Annotated in this window: 19 protein-coding genes and 1 pseudogene; 8 read left to right on the plus strand and 12 right to left on the minus strand. The window is 67.5% G+C overall.

All coding sequences use genetic code 11. The features are described from left to right. Positions 1-110: 110 nt before the first annotated feature. From ACIHFD_RS35735 to ACIHFD_RS35755, 5 genes are all read right to left on the minus strand, one after another. Complete coding sequence (locus ACIHFD_RS35735) at positions 111-890, minus strand: hypothetical protein (protein WP_397370713.1); 780 nt, start codon at positions 888-890, stop codon at positions 111-113. A 476-nt stretch (positions 891-1,366) separates the two neighbouring features. Further along, a complete protein-coding gene (locus ACIHFD_RS35740) occupies positions 1,367-2,500 on the minus strand; it encodes a hypothetical protein (RefSeq protein WP_397370714.1) in 1,134 nt (377 codons plus the stop codon). 314 nt (positions 2,501-2,814) lie between these two features. Continuing rightward, positions 2,815-3,957: a hypothetical protein gene (locus ACIHFD_RS35745; RefSeq protein ID WP_397370715.1), complete on the minus strand. Its 1,143-nt coding sequence runs from the start codon at positions 3,955-3,957 to the stop codon at positions 2,815-2,817. A gap of 247 nt (positions 3,958-4,204) precedes the next feature. Further along, positions 4,205-4,576, minus strand: coding sequence for a hypothetical protein (locus tag ACIHFD_RS35750; protein WP_397370716.1), 372 nt, complete (start codon positions 4,574-4,576; stop codon positions 4,205-4,207). Between the two features lie 48 nt (positions 4,577-4,624). Then, positions 4,625-4,993, minus strand: coding sequence for a Tn3 family transposase (locus ACIHFD_RS35755; protein WP_397370717.1), 369 nt, complete (start codon positions 4,991-4,993; stop codon positions 4,625-4,627). Here ACIHFD_RS35755 and ACIHFD_RS35760 point away from each other — a divergent pair. Then, positions 4,934-5,197: pseudogene (locus tag ACIHFD_RS35760) on the plus strand (5-methyltetrahydropteroyltriglutamate--homocysteine S-methyltransferase); the annotation flags it as partial. The gene ACIHFD_RS35755 and the pseudogene ACIHFD_RS35760 sit on opposite strands and share 60 nt — an antisense overlap. A gap of 326 nt (positions 5,198-5,523) precedes the next feature. After that, positions 5,524-5,703: a hypothetical protein gene (locus ACIHFD_RS35765; protein ID WP_397370879.1), complete on the plus strand. Its 180-nt coding sequence runs from the start codon at positions 5,524-5,526 to the stop codon at positions 5,701-5,703. 8 nt (positions 5,704-5,711) lie between these two features. Here ACIHFD_RS35765 and ACIHFD_RS35770 read toward each other — a convergent pair whose 3' ends face one another. Then, entirely contained in the window at positions 5,712-6,782 is a 1,071-nt protein-coding gene (locus tag ACIHFD_RS35770; protein ID WP_397370718.1) for a serine hydrolase domain-containing protein, read from the minus strand. Positions 6,783-6,991: 209 nt separating this feature from the next. Between ACIHFD_RS35770 and ACIHFD_RS35775 the strand changes: the two genes are divergently transcribed. Then, positions 6,992-7,450: a Fur family transcriptional regulator gene (locus ACIHFD_RS35775; protein ID WP_397370719.1), complete on the plus strand. Its 459-nt coding sequence runs from the start codon at positions 6,992-6,994 to the stop codon at positions 7,448-7,450. Positions 7,451-7,507: 57 nt separating this feature from the next. Here the strand turns inward: ACIHFD_RS35775 and rpmF are convergent, their stop codons facing one another. Genes rpmF through rpmG form a run of 5 tightly spaced genes read right to left on the minus strand, consistent with a single transcriptional unit; the run spans position 7,508 to position 8,619 of the window. Then, positions 7,508-7,675, minus strand: coding sequence for a 50S ribosomal protein L32 (rpmF, locus tag ACIHFD_RS35780; protein WP_397370720.1), 168 nt, complete (start codon positions 7,673-7,675; stop codon positions 7,508-7,510). Positions 7,676-7,677: 2 nt separating this feature from the next. After that, positions 7,678-7,977 (minus strand): 30S ribosomal protein S14, encoded by a 300-nt coding sequence (gene rpsN / locus ACIHFD_RS35785; protein WP_397370721.1) that lies wholly within the window; start codon positions 7,975-7,977, stop codon positions 7,678-7,680. After that, a complete protein-coding gene (rpmB, locus tag ACIHFD_RS35790; RefSeq protein ID WP_397370722.1) occupies positions 7,977-8,213 on the minus strand; it encodes a 50S ribosomal protein L28 in 237 nt (78 codons plus the stop codon). The genes rpsN and rpmB overlap by 1 nt, the downstream gene beginning before the upstream one ends. Next, entirely contained in the window at positions 8,213-8,458 is a 246-nt protein-coding gene (locus tag ACIHFD_RS35795; RefSeq protein WP_397370723.1) for a type B 50S ribosomal protein L31, read from the minus strand. The genes rpmB and ACIHFD_RS35795 overlap by 1 nt, the downstream gene beginning before the upstream one ends. Further along, positions 8,455-8,619: a 50S ribosomal protein L33 gene (gene rpmG / locus ACIHFD_RS35800; protein WP_132630004.1), complete on the minus strand. Its 165-nt coding sequence runs from the start codon at positions 8,617-8,619 to the stop codon at positions 8,455-8,457. The genes ACIHFD_RS35795 and rpmG overlap by 4 nt, the downstream gene beginning before the upstream one ends. Positions 8,620-8,693: 74 nt before the next feature. Between rpmG and ACIHFD_RS35805 the strand changes: the two genes are divergently transcribed. The 4 genes from ACIHFD_RS35805 (at position 8,694) to ACIHFD_RS35820 (ending at position 11,527) form a co-directional block, all read left to right on the plus strand. Next, a complete protein-coding gene (locus ACIHFD_RS35805; protein ID WP_397370724.1) occupies positions 8,694-9,836 on the plus strand; it encodes a CobW family GTP-binding protein in 1,143 nt (380 codons plus the stop codon). Beyond that, positions 9,833-10,060: a 30S ribosomal protein S18 gene (gene rpsR / locus ACIHFD_RS35810; RefSeq protein WP_185074864.1), complete on the plus strand. Its 228-nt coding sequence runs from the start codon at positions 9,833-9,835 to the stop codon at positions 10,058-10,060. The genes ACIHFD_RS35805 and rpsR overlap by 4 nt, the downstream gene beginning before the upstream one ends. Before the next feature lie 91 nt (positions 10,061-10,151). Further along, positions 10,152-11,159 carry a permease gene (locus tag ACIHFD_RS35815; protein ID WP_397370725.1) on the plus strand — a complete coding sequence of 336 codons (1,008 nt, stop codon included), beginning with the start codon at positions 10,152-10,154 and terminating at the stop codon, positions 11,157-11,159. Then, a complete protein-coding gene (locus tag ACIHFD_RS35820; RefSeq protein WP_397370726.1) occupies positions 11,156-11,527 on the plus strand; it encodes a hypothetical protein in 372 nt (123 codons plus the stop codon). Before ACIHFD_RS35815 ends, ACIHFD_RS35820 begins: the two co-directional genes overlap by 4 nt. On the opposite strand, the gene ACIHFD_RS35825 is transcribed toward ACIHFD_RS35820, so the two are convergent. Continuing rightward, on the minus strand, positions 11,513-12,613 hold the full coding sequence (locus ACIHFD_RS35825) for an integrase core domain-containing protein (protein ID WP_397370727.1): 1,101 nt from the start codon (positions 12,611-12,613) through the stop codon (positions 11,513-11,515). The genes ACIHFD_RS35820 and ACIHFD_RS35825 overlap by 15 nt on opposite strands. 2 nt (positions 12,614-12,615) lie before the next feature. Here ACIHFD_RS35825 and ACIHFD_RS35830 point away from each other — a divergent pair, with 2 nt between their 5' ends. Beyond that, positions 12,616-13,047: a cation:proton antiporter gene (locus ACIHFD_RS35830; protein ID WP_397370728.1), complete on the plus strand. Its 432-nt coding sequence runs from the start codon at positions 12,616-12,618 to the stop codon at positions 13,045-13,047. Positions 13,048-13,671: the final 624 nt, after the last annotated feature.

A 13,671-nucleotide genomic window follows, 5' to 3' on the forward strand; every position in this document is an offset into this window, starting at 1 on the left:
TGACTCAGCGAAGCTGCGGCGGATCGGCGGATCTGATGCGTTATCTCAGACAATCTGATGCGACTCAGTGAAAGTGACGCGGGCACGGGAAGGCGCTCGCCGTGCCATGATCACCACTCCGGTTTGGTGGGCATGGGGCTAATTCCCTGACCAGCAGTCATGCGGCAAGCATGTCGAGCGGTCCGCCGACAAGCACCAGGGCGAACGCCGCCCAGCGGAACAGATGCAGCGGCCGAGTGCGATGCAGGAGCGCGCCGAGAAGCATCTCGAAAGCGCCCCTCACAGCCCACCATGCTGCCTTGGCGAGCAGCCGACTCCTGTCCCCCCTTCAAGAATCGTTGCCGCTCATCAGGCACATGTTCCGTCAGGAACGCGTCGATCCGCATAGAAATGTGACGATGCTGTCCGGCGCACAGAGCGTCGTGCTCGCGGTCGCATGGATTGCCGTCGCCCCTCGCGTGGACGCGGGACAACTCTGCGATGATGCTCTGATGGAAGGCCTGGTACTCCTCAAGCGAGCAGCCCAGCGCGCGGGGGACGTAGCCCGGACTACTACGTACGGCCCACATGCGGGCTGCTAGGCCCGTCTGCTCATACACGCCTACGGAGACGAAGTGCTCCCTGACAGTCGTATGAAGGCGGGCCACGCCAGCCTGCGACAACCTGAGCCGGGCACGGACGAGAGCGTCGGTAGCGCAAACCTTCAATTCGCCGCCCCGCATCCGCAGCTTGTGTGGGTCGAGAAGGTCCAACACGATGGACAGCGCGGCGAAGTACAACATGACCTTCCCGACACGGCCCCACACCAGCATGGGCCACCCCCACACAACCATGCTCGTGGTCGAATGGCCGTCGAACCACGCGGCGATGACGTCAACTAGTTCGTTCACGGACTGCTCCTTCGCGTGTGCAGCGGCCTTCGCGCAGGGTTCCTGTCTTCGCCCGGTTCGCCCGGTTCGCCCGCAGATCATCTGCTCTTGGACGGCGGGGTCGTCCGCACCCGTCCGGTCCGCGCCGATCACCGCCGTCGCCGGCGTTCAGGCTCGCGGGCTGATGCCCAGCATCAGGTGGCTCTGCGGGAAGCCGATCGTCGACAAGATCACCCCCGCGTGCACGAACCTCACGCGGGGAGCTGCCAGTGATCAAGAAGGTGCGGTGCGCCCAGGGGCACGCGCCGCACGCGGGCATCCTCGGCATGTCGAAGCTCACGTACCAGTCGATGAAGTGCTTCGACTCCGAGTAGGAGAAGCGGTAGCCGACCACCGGCTCGCTCCAGCCGCGCTACGGATCACCTGCGCCGGACGCGGGTGTAGCCCCCGTTGGGTCGCCTGCACCACTGAGCGTGACCGGTCTCCTACATGTGAGGTCACTTGGCGTGTGGATAGGCGACCATGGTGTCTGTGGAGTCGTCCCAGAACAGACCGTATCCGGAGTAGTCGCCGAAGGGAGCCACGACGTAGTCGCCGAGCTGGACCTGGCCTGTGGCGAGGTCGATGGTGACCCGCGGGTCGGCCTGGTCGGCAGTCGAGGCGCCGATACCGAAGGCGACGCCGGCGTCGGTCACGCCGGTGAGATGGACCGGCTTGTCTTGGTCGGTCTCCTCGAAGCAGTGGCCGGTGCCTTTGTCCAGGTCGAAGGCCGTGTGGCTGCGGACGAGATAGCGTCCGTCGGCAGACAGGGAGGCTCCCTTGGAGTCGTCGGCCGTCACGCGCTGATCCGGCGCGCAGTCGACCTTGGCGCGGACCTTTCCCGTGGCGGGGTCCAGGACGGCCCACGTGTCGTTGGGCGCGCCCTCGTCGCGCCACTGCGCGACGAGGGAGTCCTTGACCGGGGCGATGAAGAGCTTGTGATCGCTGTCGGTGGTGATGGTTCCGCCTGACCAGGCTCCCGGCACCCAGTAGTGGCGGCGGGGCCGGGTGTTGGTGGCCAGCAGCGGCCCGCGCGAGGTGACCGCTACGGCCTCGGTCGAAGCGAAACACAGCTTGCACTCGCTGGCTGGGGGTTCCATCTTCTTCAGGTCGTACGTCTTCGTCGCGCCAGTGGCCGGATCCACGGTCACCACCACGTCGTTGTCCAGCTCCACCAGCAGTCCGCCACCACCGTTGCTGACCGCTCCCTCGCCGTCCAGTTCGAGATGGTGAGCCGGCTTGACGCCGTCTCCAGCGGCACGGGCGGGGAAGATGTCGATCGTCGTGACCTGCCGGCCCTTGCTGACCACATCGGCGCCCTGAAAGCCGGACGCGGAGGCGACCAGGTAGTCCTTCCCCTGCACGGTGACCGAGAACGCTGACATCATGCCGGGGCCCTTCACCTCGGCCTTCCACAAGATTTTGCCGCTGGTCACATCGAGCACGGTGAAAGTGCCGTCGTTCTTGCCGCCCTGCCGGAAGACGGCGACCGCCCCGGAGTGCGGCAGGGTGAGCTGGTCCCCAGGCAGATCTGACTCCCACCCGCGGGAGGTGTCATAGAGGCTGGGCACCGACAGCTGTGTTCTCGGCACCACACGTTCAGGCGAGGCGGACGAGGACGGCGTCCCTGTGCCGGCCCGGGCCCCGTGCGACCCTCCCGAGCCATCGCTTCCCGCACCTCCTCCGCAGGAAGTGAGAAGGCCGGCGGCCACCACCGCCACGAGTACGCACCTGGGCCGATTCACACCAATCCTCCATTCAGCAGAACGCGTCGGTCGGTTCGGCTGCCGAGATCGCCGCAAGGTTCCGGATCCGGCGCGATTGCTCGCACCCTTGCCCACTGCCACGCACGGGCCACGGTGACGTGGTTGATCATGGTGACGGTCCCCGCCGGAGGCGTGCGCTTTCAGCGCCATTCGATGAATGCGGCAGTGTCGCCGAGCGCGGAGAACTCCCCGGTTCGCTCGACCTTCTGGGGCGTGGATCCCGGCTTGGTGTCGCAGAGGTAGTAATCCATCGCGGCCCCCCTCTGGGAGAGAAACGCGAATCTCTGACCGTCAGGGGAGATCACCATGGCGTGGTTGTCGTGGTCGTTGCTGGGGAGTATGGGCGCTCCAGGCTTCGCCCCCGAGGCGATGTCGAGCGCGGCGAACCTGCCGTCCGCGCTGCACAGCACCGTGTCGTTGTCGAGCCAGCCATCACCACAAGAGATGTATCTGCCCTTGTCCACGAGGTCCGGGCTCACACCTTGGCCCTCCGCCGGGACGTCCAGGACGTAACCTCTCGCCAGAAGGCGTTTGCCGTCCGGCGAGAGGAAGGCGCTGCTGGCCACCACGGCCCTGCTCGGAGTTCTCCCCACCATGATGAGCTCTTGGGCAGTCCTGACCTCCAACTGGTCGACCGCCTTGTGGTCCCCGGCAAGCGCTCGGCTCGCGATCCGGTCCTTGGTGGAGATCCCAGGCTGGTCGGTTACCTCGTAGGTGAACCAGACCGCGCTCCCGTCCCGGGAGAAGGCCGCGTTCTGCTCGTGCGGAGTGTTGCCGAAGTCCTCGTTCCCGGTCAGATCGGTGAACTTGCCCGCACGGTCGACGTAGCCGACATGAGTGGCCGCGGTCTGCGGGTCCTGGGTGACCACGGCCATCTTCGTGAAGTCCTGGTCGAAGAGTGATCGGATGGCTGTCACATCCTCGGCATCAGCGGGCAGTTCATCGGGCTCGCACAGTTGCCTCACGGCGGTGTTGGGTTCGGATCTGTCGTACTCGACAATCGCCGTGTCCGGAAGTTGGAACTCCGCATGCGCCATGCGTTTCCAGCTTTGCGGGTTCCAGCCATCGAGGTTGATGACTGCGCCGCTGCCGTTCTCCCGCGAGCAGACAGCCGTAATGATCATGTTCTGCTGGGTGAAGTCTTCACTGGTGCCGGTCTCCGAAGACCTGTGGCCGGCGTCCGCTCCCGCCCCGCGCTGGTCTCCGTCTGATGAACAGGCAGCGAGGCTTGCTGCCAAGACCAGCGAGAGAAGGGACGCCGTTGCTCTCGGCGTGTCAACCATTCGTCTGTCCCCTATCCAATTTCGGCCCGCTTCGCACAAAGGGCTTTGACACGCCGTCACCTCATCAAGTCGCCGATGAAAGCGAGTGGTTCGAGACAAGGCCGAGGTTGCGGCGTCGGTCGGAAAGGCGCACCTGCGCCGCTTTCCGCTTGCCGCAAGCCCAGGCATTCCTGGTCCGGGGGTGAGCAGACCCGCCGCCAGGATGGAGGTGATGGCCGCTGGTTCTTGATTCTGCCAAGGAGTTCTTCTACGAGTGGTCGCGATCGGCGTCCGGCCTGCACGTCTCGTAGTTCGAGTGACGGATGGAACTGAAGTTGTCGACGGACATCCAGCCGTATGTCCCCGTCCCCTTCACCCGGCCATAGACCCAGAGGTTGCCGCGCCCGTTCCGAACCCAGCAGTGGAAGTAGATGACCCGGCCCCTGCCGAGCCTGGTCACGTTCCCGCACCGGTCCGCGTAGGGCCCCTTCTTGAGGTTGTAGGAGCCCTTCATCACGCCGTAGCCGCCGTCCAGGTTGGAGATGGAGGAGTTGTACGCGTAGCACGGAGACGGGGTGGCTGACGCGGCCGGCCCGTTCACGAGTGTCGCCGCCATGATCGCGCCGGTCGTAACCAGCATTCCTACCGCCTTGGCCCCGAATCGCATGTTGCCCCCTTGGTCCTGTTATCAACTGGCGATCCACATGGTGCGCCGGGCGGTGTTGAGAACTTGTTGAGTATTCGTTGAGGAGGCGGGGAGCATCGATGGGGAACGACGCGGTGCGGCCATGACCGAGCTGGCGCTGGGCCGCAGGCTGTTGAGGTAGGTGTCCATGTGGGTGCCGTCGGCGGCCACGGTGGTGCCGTTCCCCCACTCCTGGGACATGTCCAGCCGGGCGTGCGCGTTGACCACATCGGCGATCGTCTCGTTCAGCTTGCCGATGGAGAAGTGCCGGTTGGCGGCCATGGACAGCTCGTGCCCGCTGACCCCGGGGATGTGCCGGGCGGCCTCGTAGCCACTGACCTCACCTTGCACGAACTTGCCGCGCTGGACCATTCCTACCGCAGACTCGCCAGTCTGCCGTCCCGCCCAAGGCTGCTGGTGGCCACGGCCTTCGGGGAGATCGGCGACACGCTGCCTGTCCTGGCCGCGACTCCCGTGGAGGCGATCGGCCTGGACTTCGTCGCCGGGCCGGGCAACCTGCAGGCGCTGGCCTCGATCGGCGGGCTACCGCGGCGCACGCTGGCGGCGGGGGTCGTGGACGGCCGCAACGTGCGGCGTACCCACCCGCGCGAGGCGTTGGCCACGTGTGCCTCCCTGCTGGGCCTGGCCGGGGAGGTGGTGGTGAGCACCTCCTGCTCCCTCCAGCACGTCCCCCTCGACCTCAACGCCGAAGCCGACCTGGAGCCGGGCTTGCGCTCCCGGCTCTCCTTCGCCCGGCAGAAGGTCGAGGAGGTGGTCCAGCTCGGCCAGCCGCTGCGCCAGGAACAGTCGGCGTTTCCGCGTTGTGACGCCGCTCCGGACGCCCCCGACCATCGGGTGCGTGCCCGGGTTGACGCGATGGGCGACGGCCGGCCGCGGACGGAATGGCGCATCGATCCACGGCCCAGCGACGCGCCTTCCGGCTGCCGGCGCTGCCCACCACCACGATCGGCTCCTTCCCCCAGCCCGAGGAGATCTGGCGGGCTCGCGCGGACGCCCCGGAGGATCAACGGCGGCTGCTCGACGAGGTCACCCGCATCTGTCGCGTGCTGCTCGAAACCTGACCCGCTGGTCAGCAGAACGTCGTGGTCAGAGCCTTCTGCAGGGTGTCGGCCGGGGCGTTGCCCGTGTACGGGTTCGCGGAGATCACGAGCGTGCGGCCCGAGTCGGACCTGAGGGCGTAGGTGAGGTAGCCGAAGGTGCCGCCGCTGTGCCCGTACACGCTCTTGCCACAGGTCAGCTTGAATTCCTGGAGACCGAGCCCGTACCCCATGCCCGCGCCCGCCGTCTTCGTGGCACGCATCTGCTCAAGCGCGGATCGACCGACGAGCTTGCCTCCCAGGAGGGCATCGAAGAAGCGGGCCAGGTCGGCCGTCGTCGAGATCATCTCGCCGGCGCCGAACTCCAGCGACGGGTTCATCCGCGTGGCGTCCACGATCTTGCCGTTGTAGGTGGCGTAGCCGTGCGCGTGCGGGCTGGGCATCGCCTTCGCGTGGCCGGGCAGAAGCGTGTGCGTGAGGCCGAGCGGGCGCAGGATCCTCGTCTTGATCGCGTCCGCGTACGAGCCGCCCGTCAGCTTCTCGATCAGCATGGCCGCCACGACATAGTTGGTGTTGGAGTAGTGCCAGCCCGCGCCGGGTTTGAAGTAGGCCGGCCTGGACAGGCCGACCGCCAGGAGCTCCTGCGGCGTCTGGTCGTACAGCGTCTCGACCGGCCGGTAGTCCTTGACCGACCAGCCGGGGATGCCCGCTCCCGCGTAGTCGAACAGGCCGCTGGCGTGGATGAGCACCTGCCGCACCGTGATCGGACTACCCTCGGGCAGGGCGCCGGGCAGATACTTGCCAACCGGATCATCGAGGGACAGCTTGCCCTCGTCGGCGAGTTGGAGCACGACGGTGGCCACGAACGACTTGGTGACGCTGCCGATCCGGAAATAGCCGGAGGCGTCGGCAGGCTTGCGTGAGACCGCGTCGCTGTAGCCGGCTGCGGCCGTCCAGTCTCGGCCGTCCTCGCTCACCCGTACGAGCACGGCGGACATGGCCTTCGACGTCACCAGGTCGTTCACTTGCCGCTCCAAGGAGTCGTGCGTCGGGCTGAGGCTGGTCAGGGCGAGCGTGACGGCCAGGGTCTTCATGAGAATCATGGAGGCAACGCTAGGAAGGCCGGAAGTGCCGGGCCATGCGGGCGACCGTACGATCAACTGCGGAAAACCGCAGCTCACCCGCTACCGTTGCGACAAAGAGAAGACACCTCGCCGAGCGGCACCTGGACGAGTGCCATGGACACGGACTGTCTAACCGCATAGAATGAAAATGATTGTCAGATTCACCGCCCTTGTCATAGTTTGAGGCGGTGACCCCTTCGTCCACCACGACGGCGCTGCTCAAGAACGTCGGCCTGAGTCCTACACGTCAGCGGCGCGTCGTCGTAGAGCGGCTCATCGGGCTGGAACGGCCCGTGAGCGCGCAAGCGCTGCATGAGGAACTCCAGGCAAACGGCGCGTCTCTCGGCTTGACGACGGTCTACCGGACACTCAACGCCCTGGCGGAGAACGGCCTCGCGCATGTCTTCGAAGATCACGGAGAAACGACCTATCGATTGTGCGGCCCGAACCACCATCATCACCTGGTCTGTCAGTCCTGCGGCACGGTGATCGAGGGGCCTCCAGTGCCCGAACTGGGTCGGTGGCTACGACGTCTGGACACCGAGCACGGCTTTCAGGCCGAACGTCACCACTTTGAGGTCTACGGCACCTGCGGCATCTGCCGTCTCGCCGGAGAGCCTGGCAAGATCGCGCCACCCACCCGATGAGACGACGGCATGCACGGGCCACCGGGCACGTCGTCGTGCCCGGTGGCCGGCATGGCCTCAGTCGATCGTGATCAGCCCTCGCTGGTAGGCGCGGACGAGGCGGCGGGGGACGCGCAACTCCTGCCCGTTCACGATGATCGGGACGAGGTCGGGCATGGCGGCCTTCCACTGGCTGCGGCGGTGCCGGGTGTTGCTGCGCGAGGTTCTGCGCTTGGGCACGGCCATGGCTACCAGCTCGCCTTCGTGGTGCCGGGCAGTTCGCCGCGATGGGCCATCTCGCGGAAGCGGACGCGGGAGAGCCCGAACTTGGTGAGGTGCCCACGGGGACGGCCGTCGACGGAGTCGCGGTTGCGCACGCGGGTGGCGCTGGCGTCACGCGGCTGTCGGGTTAGCTCCCGTGCGGCCTGCGCCCGCTCCTGAGGAGTGCCCGTGCGGATGAGTTCCTTCAGCTCGGCCCGCCGTTGCGCGTAACGGAGGACCACGGCCTTGCGTCGCTCGTTGGCGGCGATCTTGCTCTTCTTGGCCATCAGACCTTCTCTCCCCGGGCCCGGATCTGCGCGATCGCCCTGTCGATGCCGATCCGGTCGATGGTCTTGATCGCCCGGGCGCTGAGCGTGAGCCGGACGTAGCGGCCCTCACAGGGCAGCCAGTAGCGGCGCTGCTGAATGTTGGGGTTCCAGCGCCGCCGGGTGCGGCGGTGGGAGTGGGAGACGTTGTTGCCGAAGACCGGCTTGACGCCGGTGAGCTGGCAGTGCGCGGACATCAGGTCCTTCCGTAGCGCTGGTTGAACCGCTCGACGCGGCCTGCGGTGTCCAGGACGCGGTTGCGGCCGGTGTAGTAGGGGTGGCTCGCCGAGGACACGTCGACGTCCACGACCGGATAGGTGTTGCCGTCGGTCCACTCGATGGTCTTGTCGCTCCTGATCGTGGAGCGCGTGAGGAACGCGAAGTCCGCGCCGGGGTCGCGGAAGACGACCGGGCGGTAGTCGGGGTGGATGCCCTTCTTCATCGTTCCTCCCGGAACAGCACGTGCTGTCGGATGGTCGGGTCGTACTTGCGCAGGGTGAGCCGGTCGGGGGTGTTCCTGCGGCTTTTCCTGGTCACGTAGGTGTATCCGGTGCCTGCCGTGGATCGCAGCTTGATCACGGGTCGCACCTCATTTCTGGCCAAAGCGGTTCCTTTCCACTGGCGAAGCCATGCAATGATAACGAAAACGGTTTTCACTTCAACTCCTGGAGGCGTCAGTGTCCACCCCCGTCGTCCTCGTCGCGGGCCTGCACGGCACGTCCCGCGCCGCCACCGTCCAGCGGCTGCTCGCCGAGCACCCGGGATCGCTCGCCATCCACCACGACCTGAGCGACGTCGCCCGGGGACACGTGCGGCGCAGCGTCCGCGATGTGACCCGCGTGCTGGACACGGCCGACGTGCGGCTCGCGCACGGCTGCGTCACCTGCACCGTGCGCGAAGACCTGCTGCCCCAGCTCGTCCTGCTGGCGCCCGGCGCACCATTGCTGATCGCGGACCTGTGGGACTCGGTAGAGCCCCGATCGGTGGCCGAGGCCGTCGACTGCGCCGAAGCCCGGGACATCCTGCGGCTCACCGCCGTACTCACCGCGCTGGACGCCGAGGCCATGCCCGACGACATCACCCGCGGCGAACGTCTCATCGAGGTAGGCAAACCCGCAGCCGCCGGCGACCAGCGCTATCTGGCCGAGGTCCTGGCCCGCCAGCTCGAATACCCCACCGGCCTGACCCTGCACGGCGGCGACGAAGACGACCACGAACTGTCCCGCGCCATCCTCGCCCACCTCGCCCCCGTCACCCCGATCCACACCGTCTCCTGCCTGCCGCCGGTCACCGGCGCCGCCGTGTGCACCGGCGAGCTGGCCGAACGCGTCGACCCGGCCACCGCCCAACTGCCCTGCGACGCCCAGACCGGCGAGATCGTCACCGCCGTCTGGCGCAGCCGCCGCCCGCTGCATCCGGCCCGCCTGTTCGAGGCCATCGACGAGTTGGTCACCGAGTCCGTACGCTCACGTGGCCGCTTCTGGCTGGCCACCCGGCCCGGCCAACTGCTGGCCTGGGACGCCGTCGCCGGCATCGTCTCTGTCGAGGACGCCGGCCCCTGGCTGGCCGCCCTGCCCGAAGCCGCCTGGGACCTGGTCTCCCCCGCCCGCCGCCTCGCCGCCGCCCTGGACTGGCACCCCGAGCGCGGCGACCGTATCCAGCACCTCGTCTTCACCGGCCCCGACCTCGACCCCGCCCGCTTCCGCGCCCTGCTCGACTCCTGCCTGCTCACCCAGGAGGAGGAAGCAGCAGGCCCGGACGCCTGGGCCGGCTACGACGACCCGTTCGCCCCCATCCTCACCATCAAGGAGAACGTATGAAGAACCGCCGCACCCCGCGCAAGAAGCCCAACCCGCTCCTGTACGTCGACCGCATCGACTACAAGGACACCAACCTGCTGCGCAAGTTCGTCTCCGACCGGGGCAAGATCCGCAGCCGCCGCGTCACCGGCGTCACCGTGCAGCAACAGCGCCAGATCGCCAAGGCCATCAAGAACGCCCGCGAGATGGCCCTGCTCCCCTACACCTCCCGGCCCGACGCCTGACCCAGCCGCCGCACCCTCCAAAAGCGGCCAAAACGGCTCTGTCGTCGCAGCGTGAACCGCTACTCTGCTGCCAGCACGGGCGGGGAGGGCGGTGACCGAGACGAGCGCGACGGACCACCTCGCGCCCCATGCCGGGCAGGGCCGGGACGCCGGCGGGATCCGGTTGCCATGGGCGTTCATCGTCCTGGTGGCCTTGCTGGCGGCGGGCCGGTTCCTGCTGGCGCCGTATCTGACGGCTCCGGCGCTGCAGACCTGGGCGACGGTGTTCGTGGCGGTGTGCGTGCAGGCGCTGCCGTTCCTGGTGTTCGGGGTGGCGCTGTCGGCGGCCATCACCGCGTTCGTGCCCGCGTCGTTCTGGACCCGGGCGCTGCCCCGCCGCACCTACGCGGCGGTGCCGGTGGCCGGAGTGGCCGGTGCGGTGCTGCCCGGTTGCGAGTGCGCGTCGGTGCCGGTGGCCTCGGGGCTGATGGCTCGGGGTGTGGCGCCGCCCGCGGCGCTGGCGTTCCTGCTGGCCTCGCCGGCGATCAACCCGGTGGTGCTGGTGGCCACCGCGGTGGCCTTCCCCGACGACCCCGCGATGGTGGTCGCGCGGTTCGGCGCCTCATTGACAGTGGCCGTGCTGGCCGGGTGGATCTGGGCCCGGTTCGGGCGGGCCGCTTGGCTCCCGACCCCTCGCCACCCGGTCGCGCACGGGCAGGGCAGGTGGAGCGCCTTCCTGGACGCGATGCGGCACGACCTGATGCACGCCGGCGGGTTCCTGGTCGTCGGCGCCCTGGCGGCAGCGACGCTGAACGTGGCGATCCCCCGCGCGTGGCTGACCGCGGTGGCCGGAGTGCCAGTGATGTCGGTGCTGGTGCTGGCGTTCCTGGCGGTGCTGCTGTCGATCTGCTCGGAGGCCGACGCGTTCGTGGCCGCCTCGCTCACCGCGTTCTCCCCGACGGCCAAGCTGGTGTTCCTCGCGGTGGGGCCGATGGTCGACCTGAAGCTCATCGCGCTCCAGGCGGGCACCTTCGGCCGCGCGTTCGCGTGGCGCTTCGCTCCTCTCACGCTCGCGCTGGCGATCGGCGTCAGCTTCGTCGCGGGCTGGGTGATGCTGTGAGGCGTCAGACGCAGGGGGCCCTCCTGCTGACGCTCGGCGCGACGTTGCTGAGCATCTCCGCCTTCTCCGCGACGTACGTCAACTACGTCAGACCCGGCTTCCGGCCGCTCATCATCGCGGCCGGCGTGGTGCTGGCAGCCCTCGGGCTGGCGTCCGTCGCCCAGGAATGGCTCGGCCGGGCCGACGCGCACGGGGCCGGGCACGGCCATCGCGTGGCTTGGCTGCTCGCCGTGCCGGTGTTCGCCCTGGTCCTGATCGCCCCTCCCGCGCTCGGCTCCTACGCGGCCGGACGCGACGACGGCGCCCCCGCACCGCTCCGGACGTGCGCCTGCCGAAAACCTCATCCACCCAGCTCAAGCAGCATGTGAGTATTCGTGGAGTACTCCGCCGAGCCGATCTCGTCGGCGAACCTTCAGGTCGACGATTCCGGCTGGATCAGTGATCGGATCGGGGACGGCGCGGAGTGGAGCCGCCTGGTCCAGGGCTTGATGGGCCCGGTGCCGGTTGTAGAACTCCTCATACTCGCGCAAGGCATGCCGCAGATGGCGCTCGTTCCAGAGCAGGCATCGATCCAGGAGCTCTCGACGGCACGACTGCACCCATCGCTCCATGACCGCGTTCATCCGCGGCATCCGGATACTGGTGAGCACGGTTTGGATGCCGACGTCGGCGAGGAGTTCCTCCGTCGGGGCCGGGAACTTCCCGTCCCGGTCGTGGATCAAGAAGCGCGCCCGGCAGCCTGCTTCCTCCAGATCCATGACGAGATTCCTGATCGCCTGGGTGACCCAGGCGGCGGTTGGGTGGGCGGTGGTGCCCAGCACGCGGATGCGCCGACTTGCGTGCTCGATGACCGCCAGAATGTACTGGCGCTGCCCGTTCAAGGTGATGGTCTCGATGAAGTCGCAGGCCAGGAGCGCATCGGCTTGCGACCGCAGAAAGTCTGCCCACGTGACCGACATCCGGTCAGGGGACGGGTCTATGCCTTCCTGTTTGAGGATCTCCCAGACGGTGGAGGGCGCAACCTTGATGCCGAGGGTCGCGAGTTCACCGTGCGCCCGGCGGTACCCCCACGAGGGGTTCTCCCGGACCAACCGCAGAACGAGCAGGCGGATGGACCGCACGGTGGGCGGACGCCCAGGTCGTTTCGGCCGACAGGTGCGGGCGTGCCGCTGCTTGAGCAGATCGCGGCGCCAGCGCAGGACGGTGTCCGGGCGAACGAGGAGCCGCAGCCAGCACAAGACCTCGCGGGGCAACGATGACAGGAGCGCGGCGAGGAAGGCTCGGTCCTCGGGAGCAAACCTCACCCTGGTGTCCGCGCCGAGCTGCCGTTCAAGAACGGTGATCTGGTGACGCAAGGCAAGAATCTCGACGTCCTTGTCCCGATCGCCCAGCGGCAACAACCTCAGCGCGGCAAAGACGTTCGTGACGGCCAGGTAGGCCAGGCGAAGAAGCACAAGTGATCATCCTGCCGTTGCCCTGCCCCTTTCGAACGCCAGAGCCGGCGCATGTCGGTCGCGGTCAGGGGAGCCCGATGACCTGCACGGATGACATTATTGGTAGGGACAATGCCATGCCATGGCTGATGGCCGCACTGATCACTGCCGTCGCCGTATACAGTAAGACGCTCGGGTCCTATGCCGGAGCGCTGCTGGGCGGCCGAACATCTCGGGACGCGATGCGCGCCGCAGCCTTGTTGAACACCCGCGGGTTGACCGAGTTGGTGGTGCTGCAGGCAGGACGCGAGGCCGGAATTCTCACGTCGAAGCTTTACCTGAACCTGGTGACGATGGCGCTGTTGTCCACTGCTCTCGCTGGGCCGTTCTACTCCTTCGTCACTCGACGGTCCCTCTGCCGACAACCCCATCGGTGCGATTCAACCCGTAGGTGAGCATTTGTGGAGAACAGCGAGTACAGCGGCCTGTAGGGCCCTCCAGCCAAAGGAGAGCGACCATACCGCTCCTCAGCTTGGATCCACCGCGTGAATTTCGTTGATCATTTTTGGGTCCAATTCCTCGACGACAGCCGTTTCTGCTGGTGGGGGCGTGTTTTCGGGTATGGGAGGACCGCCGCGCTCGGGTCGAGGCTTGTCCGGGTCCAGCGGCTGGGGAGCAGGAAGCGCATGAGGTCAAGTGCGTCCTCGGTCAACGACAGCTGCTAGCCGTCACCGAGTCGCGTCAGCCATCTGCCCTGGACGAGGGGGCCCAATTCGGGTTCGAACAGTCTGCGCAGTGATCCGATGTACTGCTGCATGACGTTCACCGCCGTGGGCGGAGGGCTCTCCCCCACATGATGTCGACGATCTCCGCCATGCTGATCCGGTGGTTCACCCGGCCCAAAAGTATTCCGAGCAAGGTGCGTTGCGCCAGCGTTCCGGCCCTCGTGCCATCCCCGATGGCATCAGCCTCTCCCACGGCACAGCAGGTCGGCCGCCGCGTCGACCTTTCGTGCCGGATGCGCGTACTGACGTCCGAGGGATTCGCTCCAGTGCTCGGTCGCTTCCGTGGGCCCCAGG

Source organism: Nonomuraea sp. NPDC051941 (assembly GCF_044593615.1).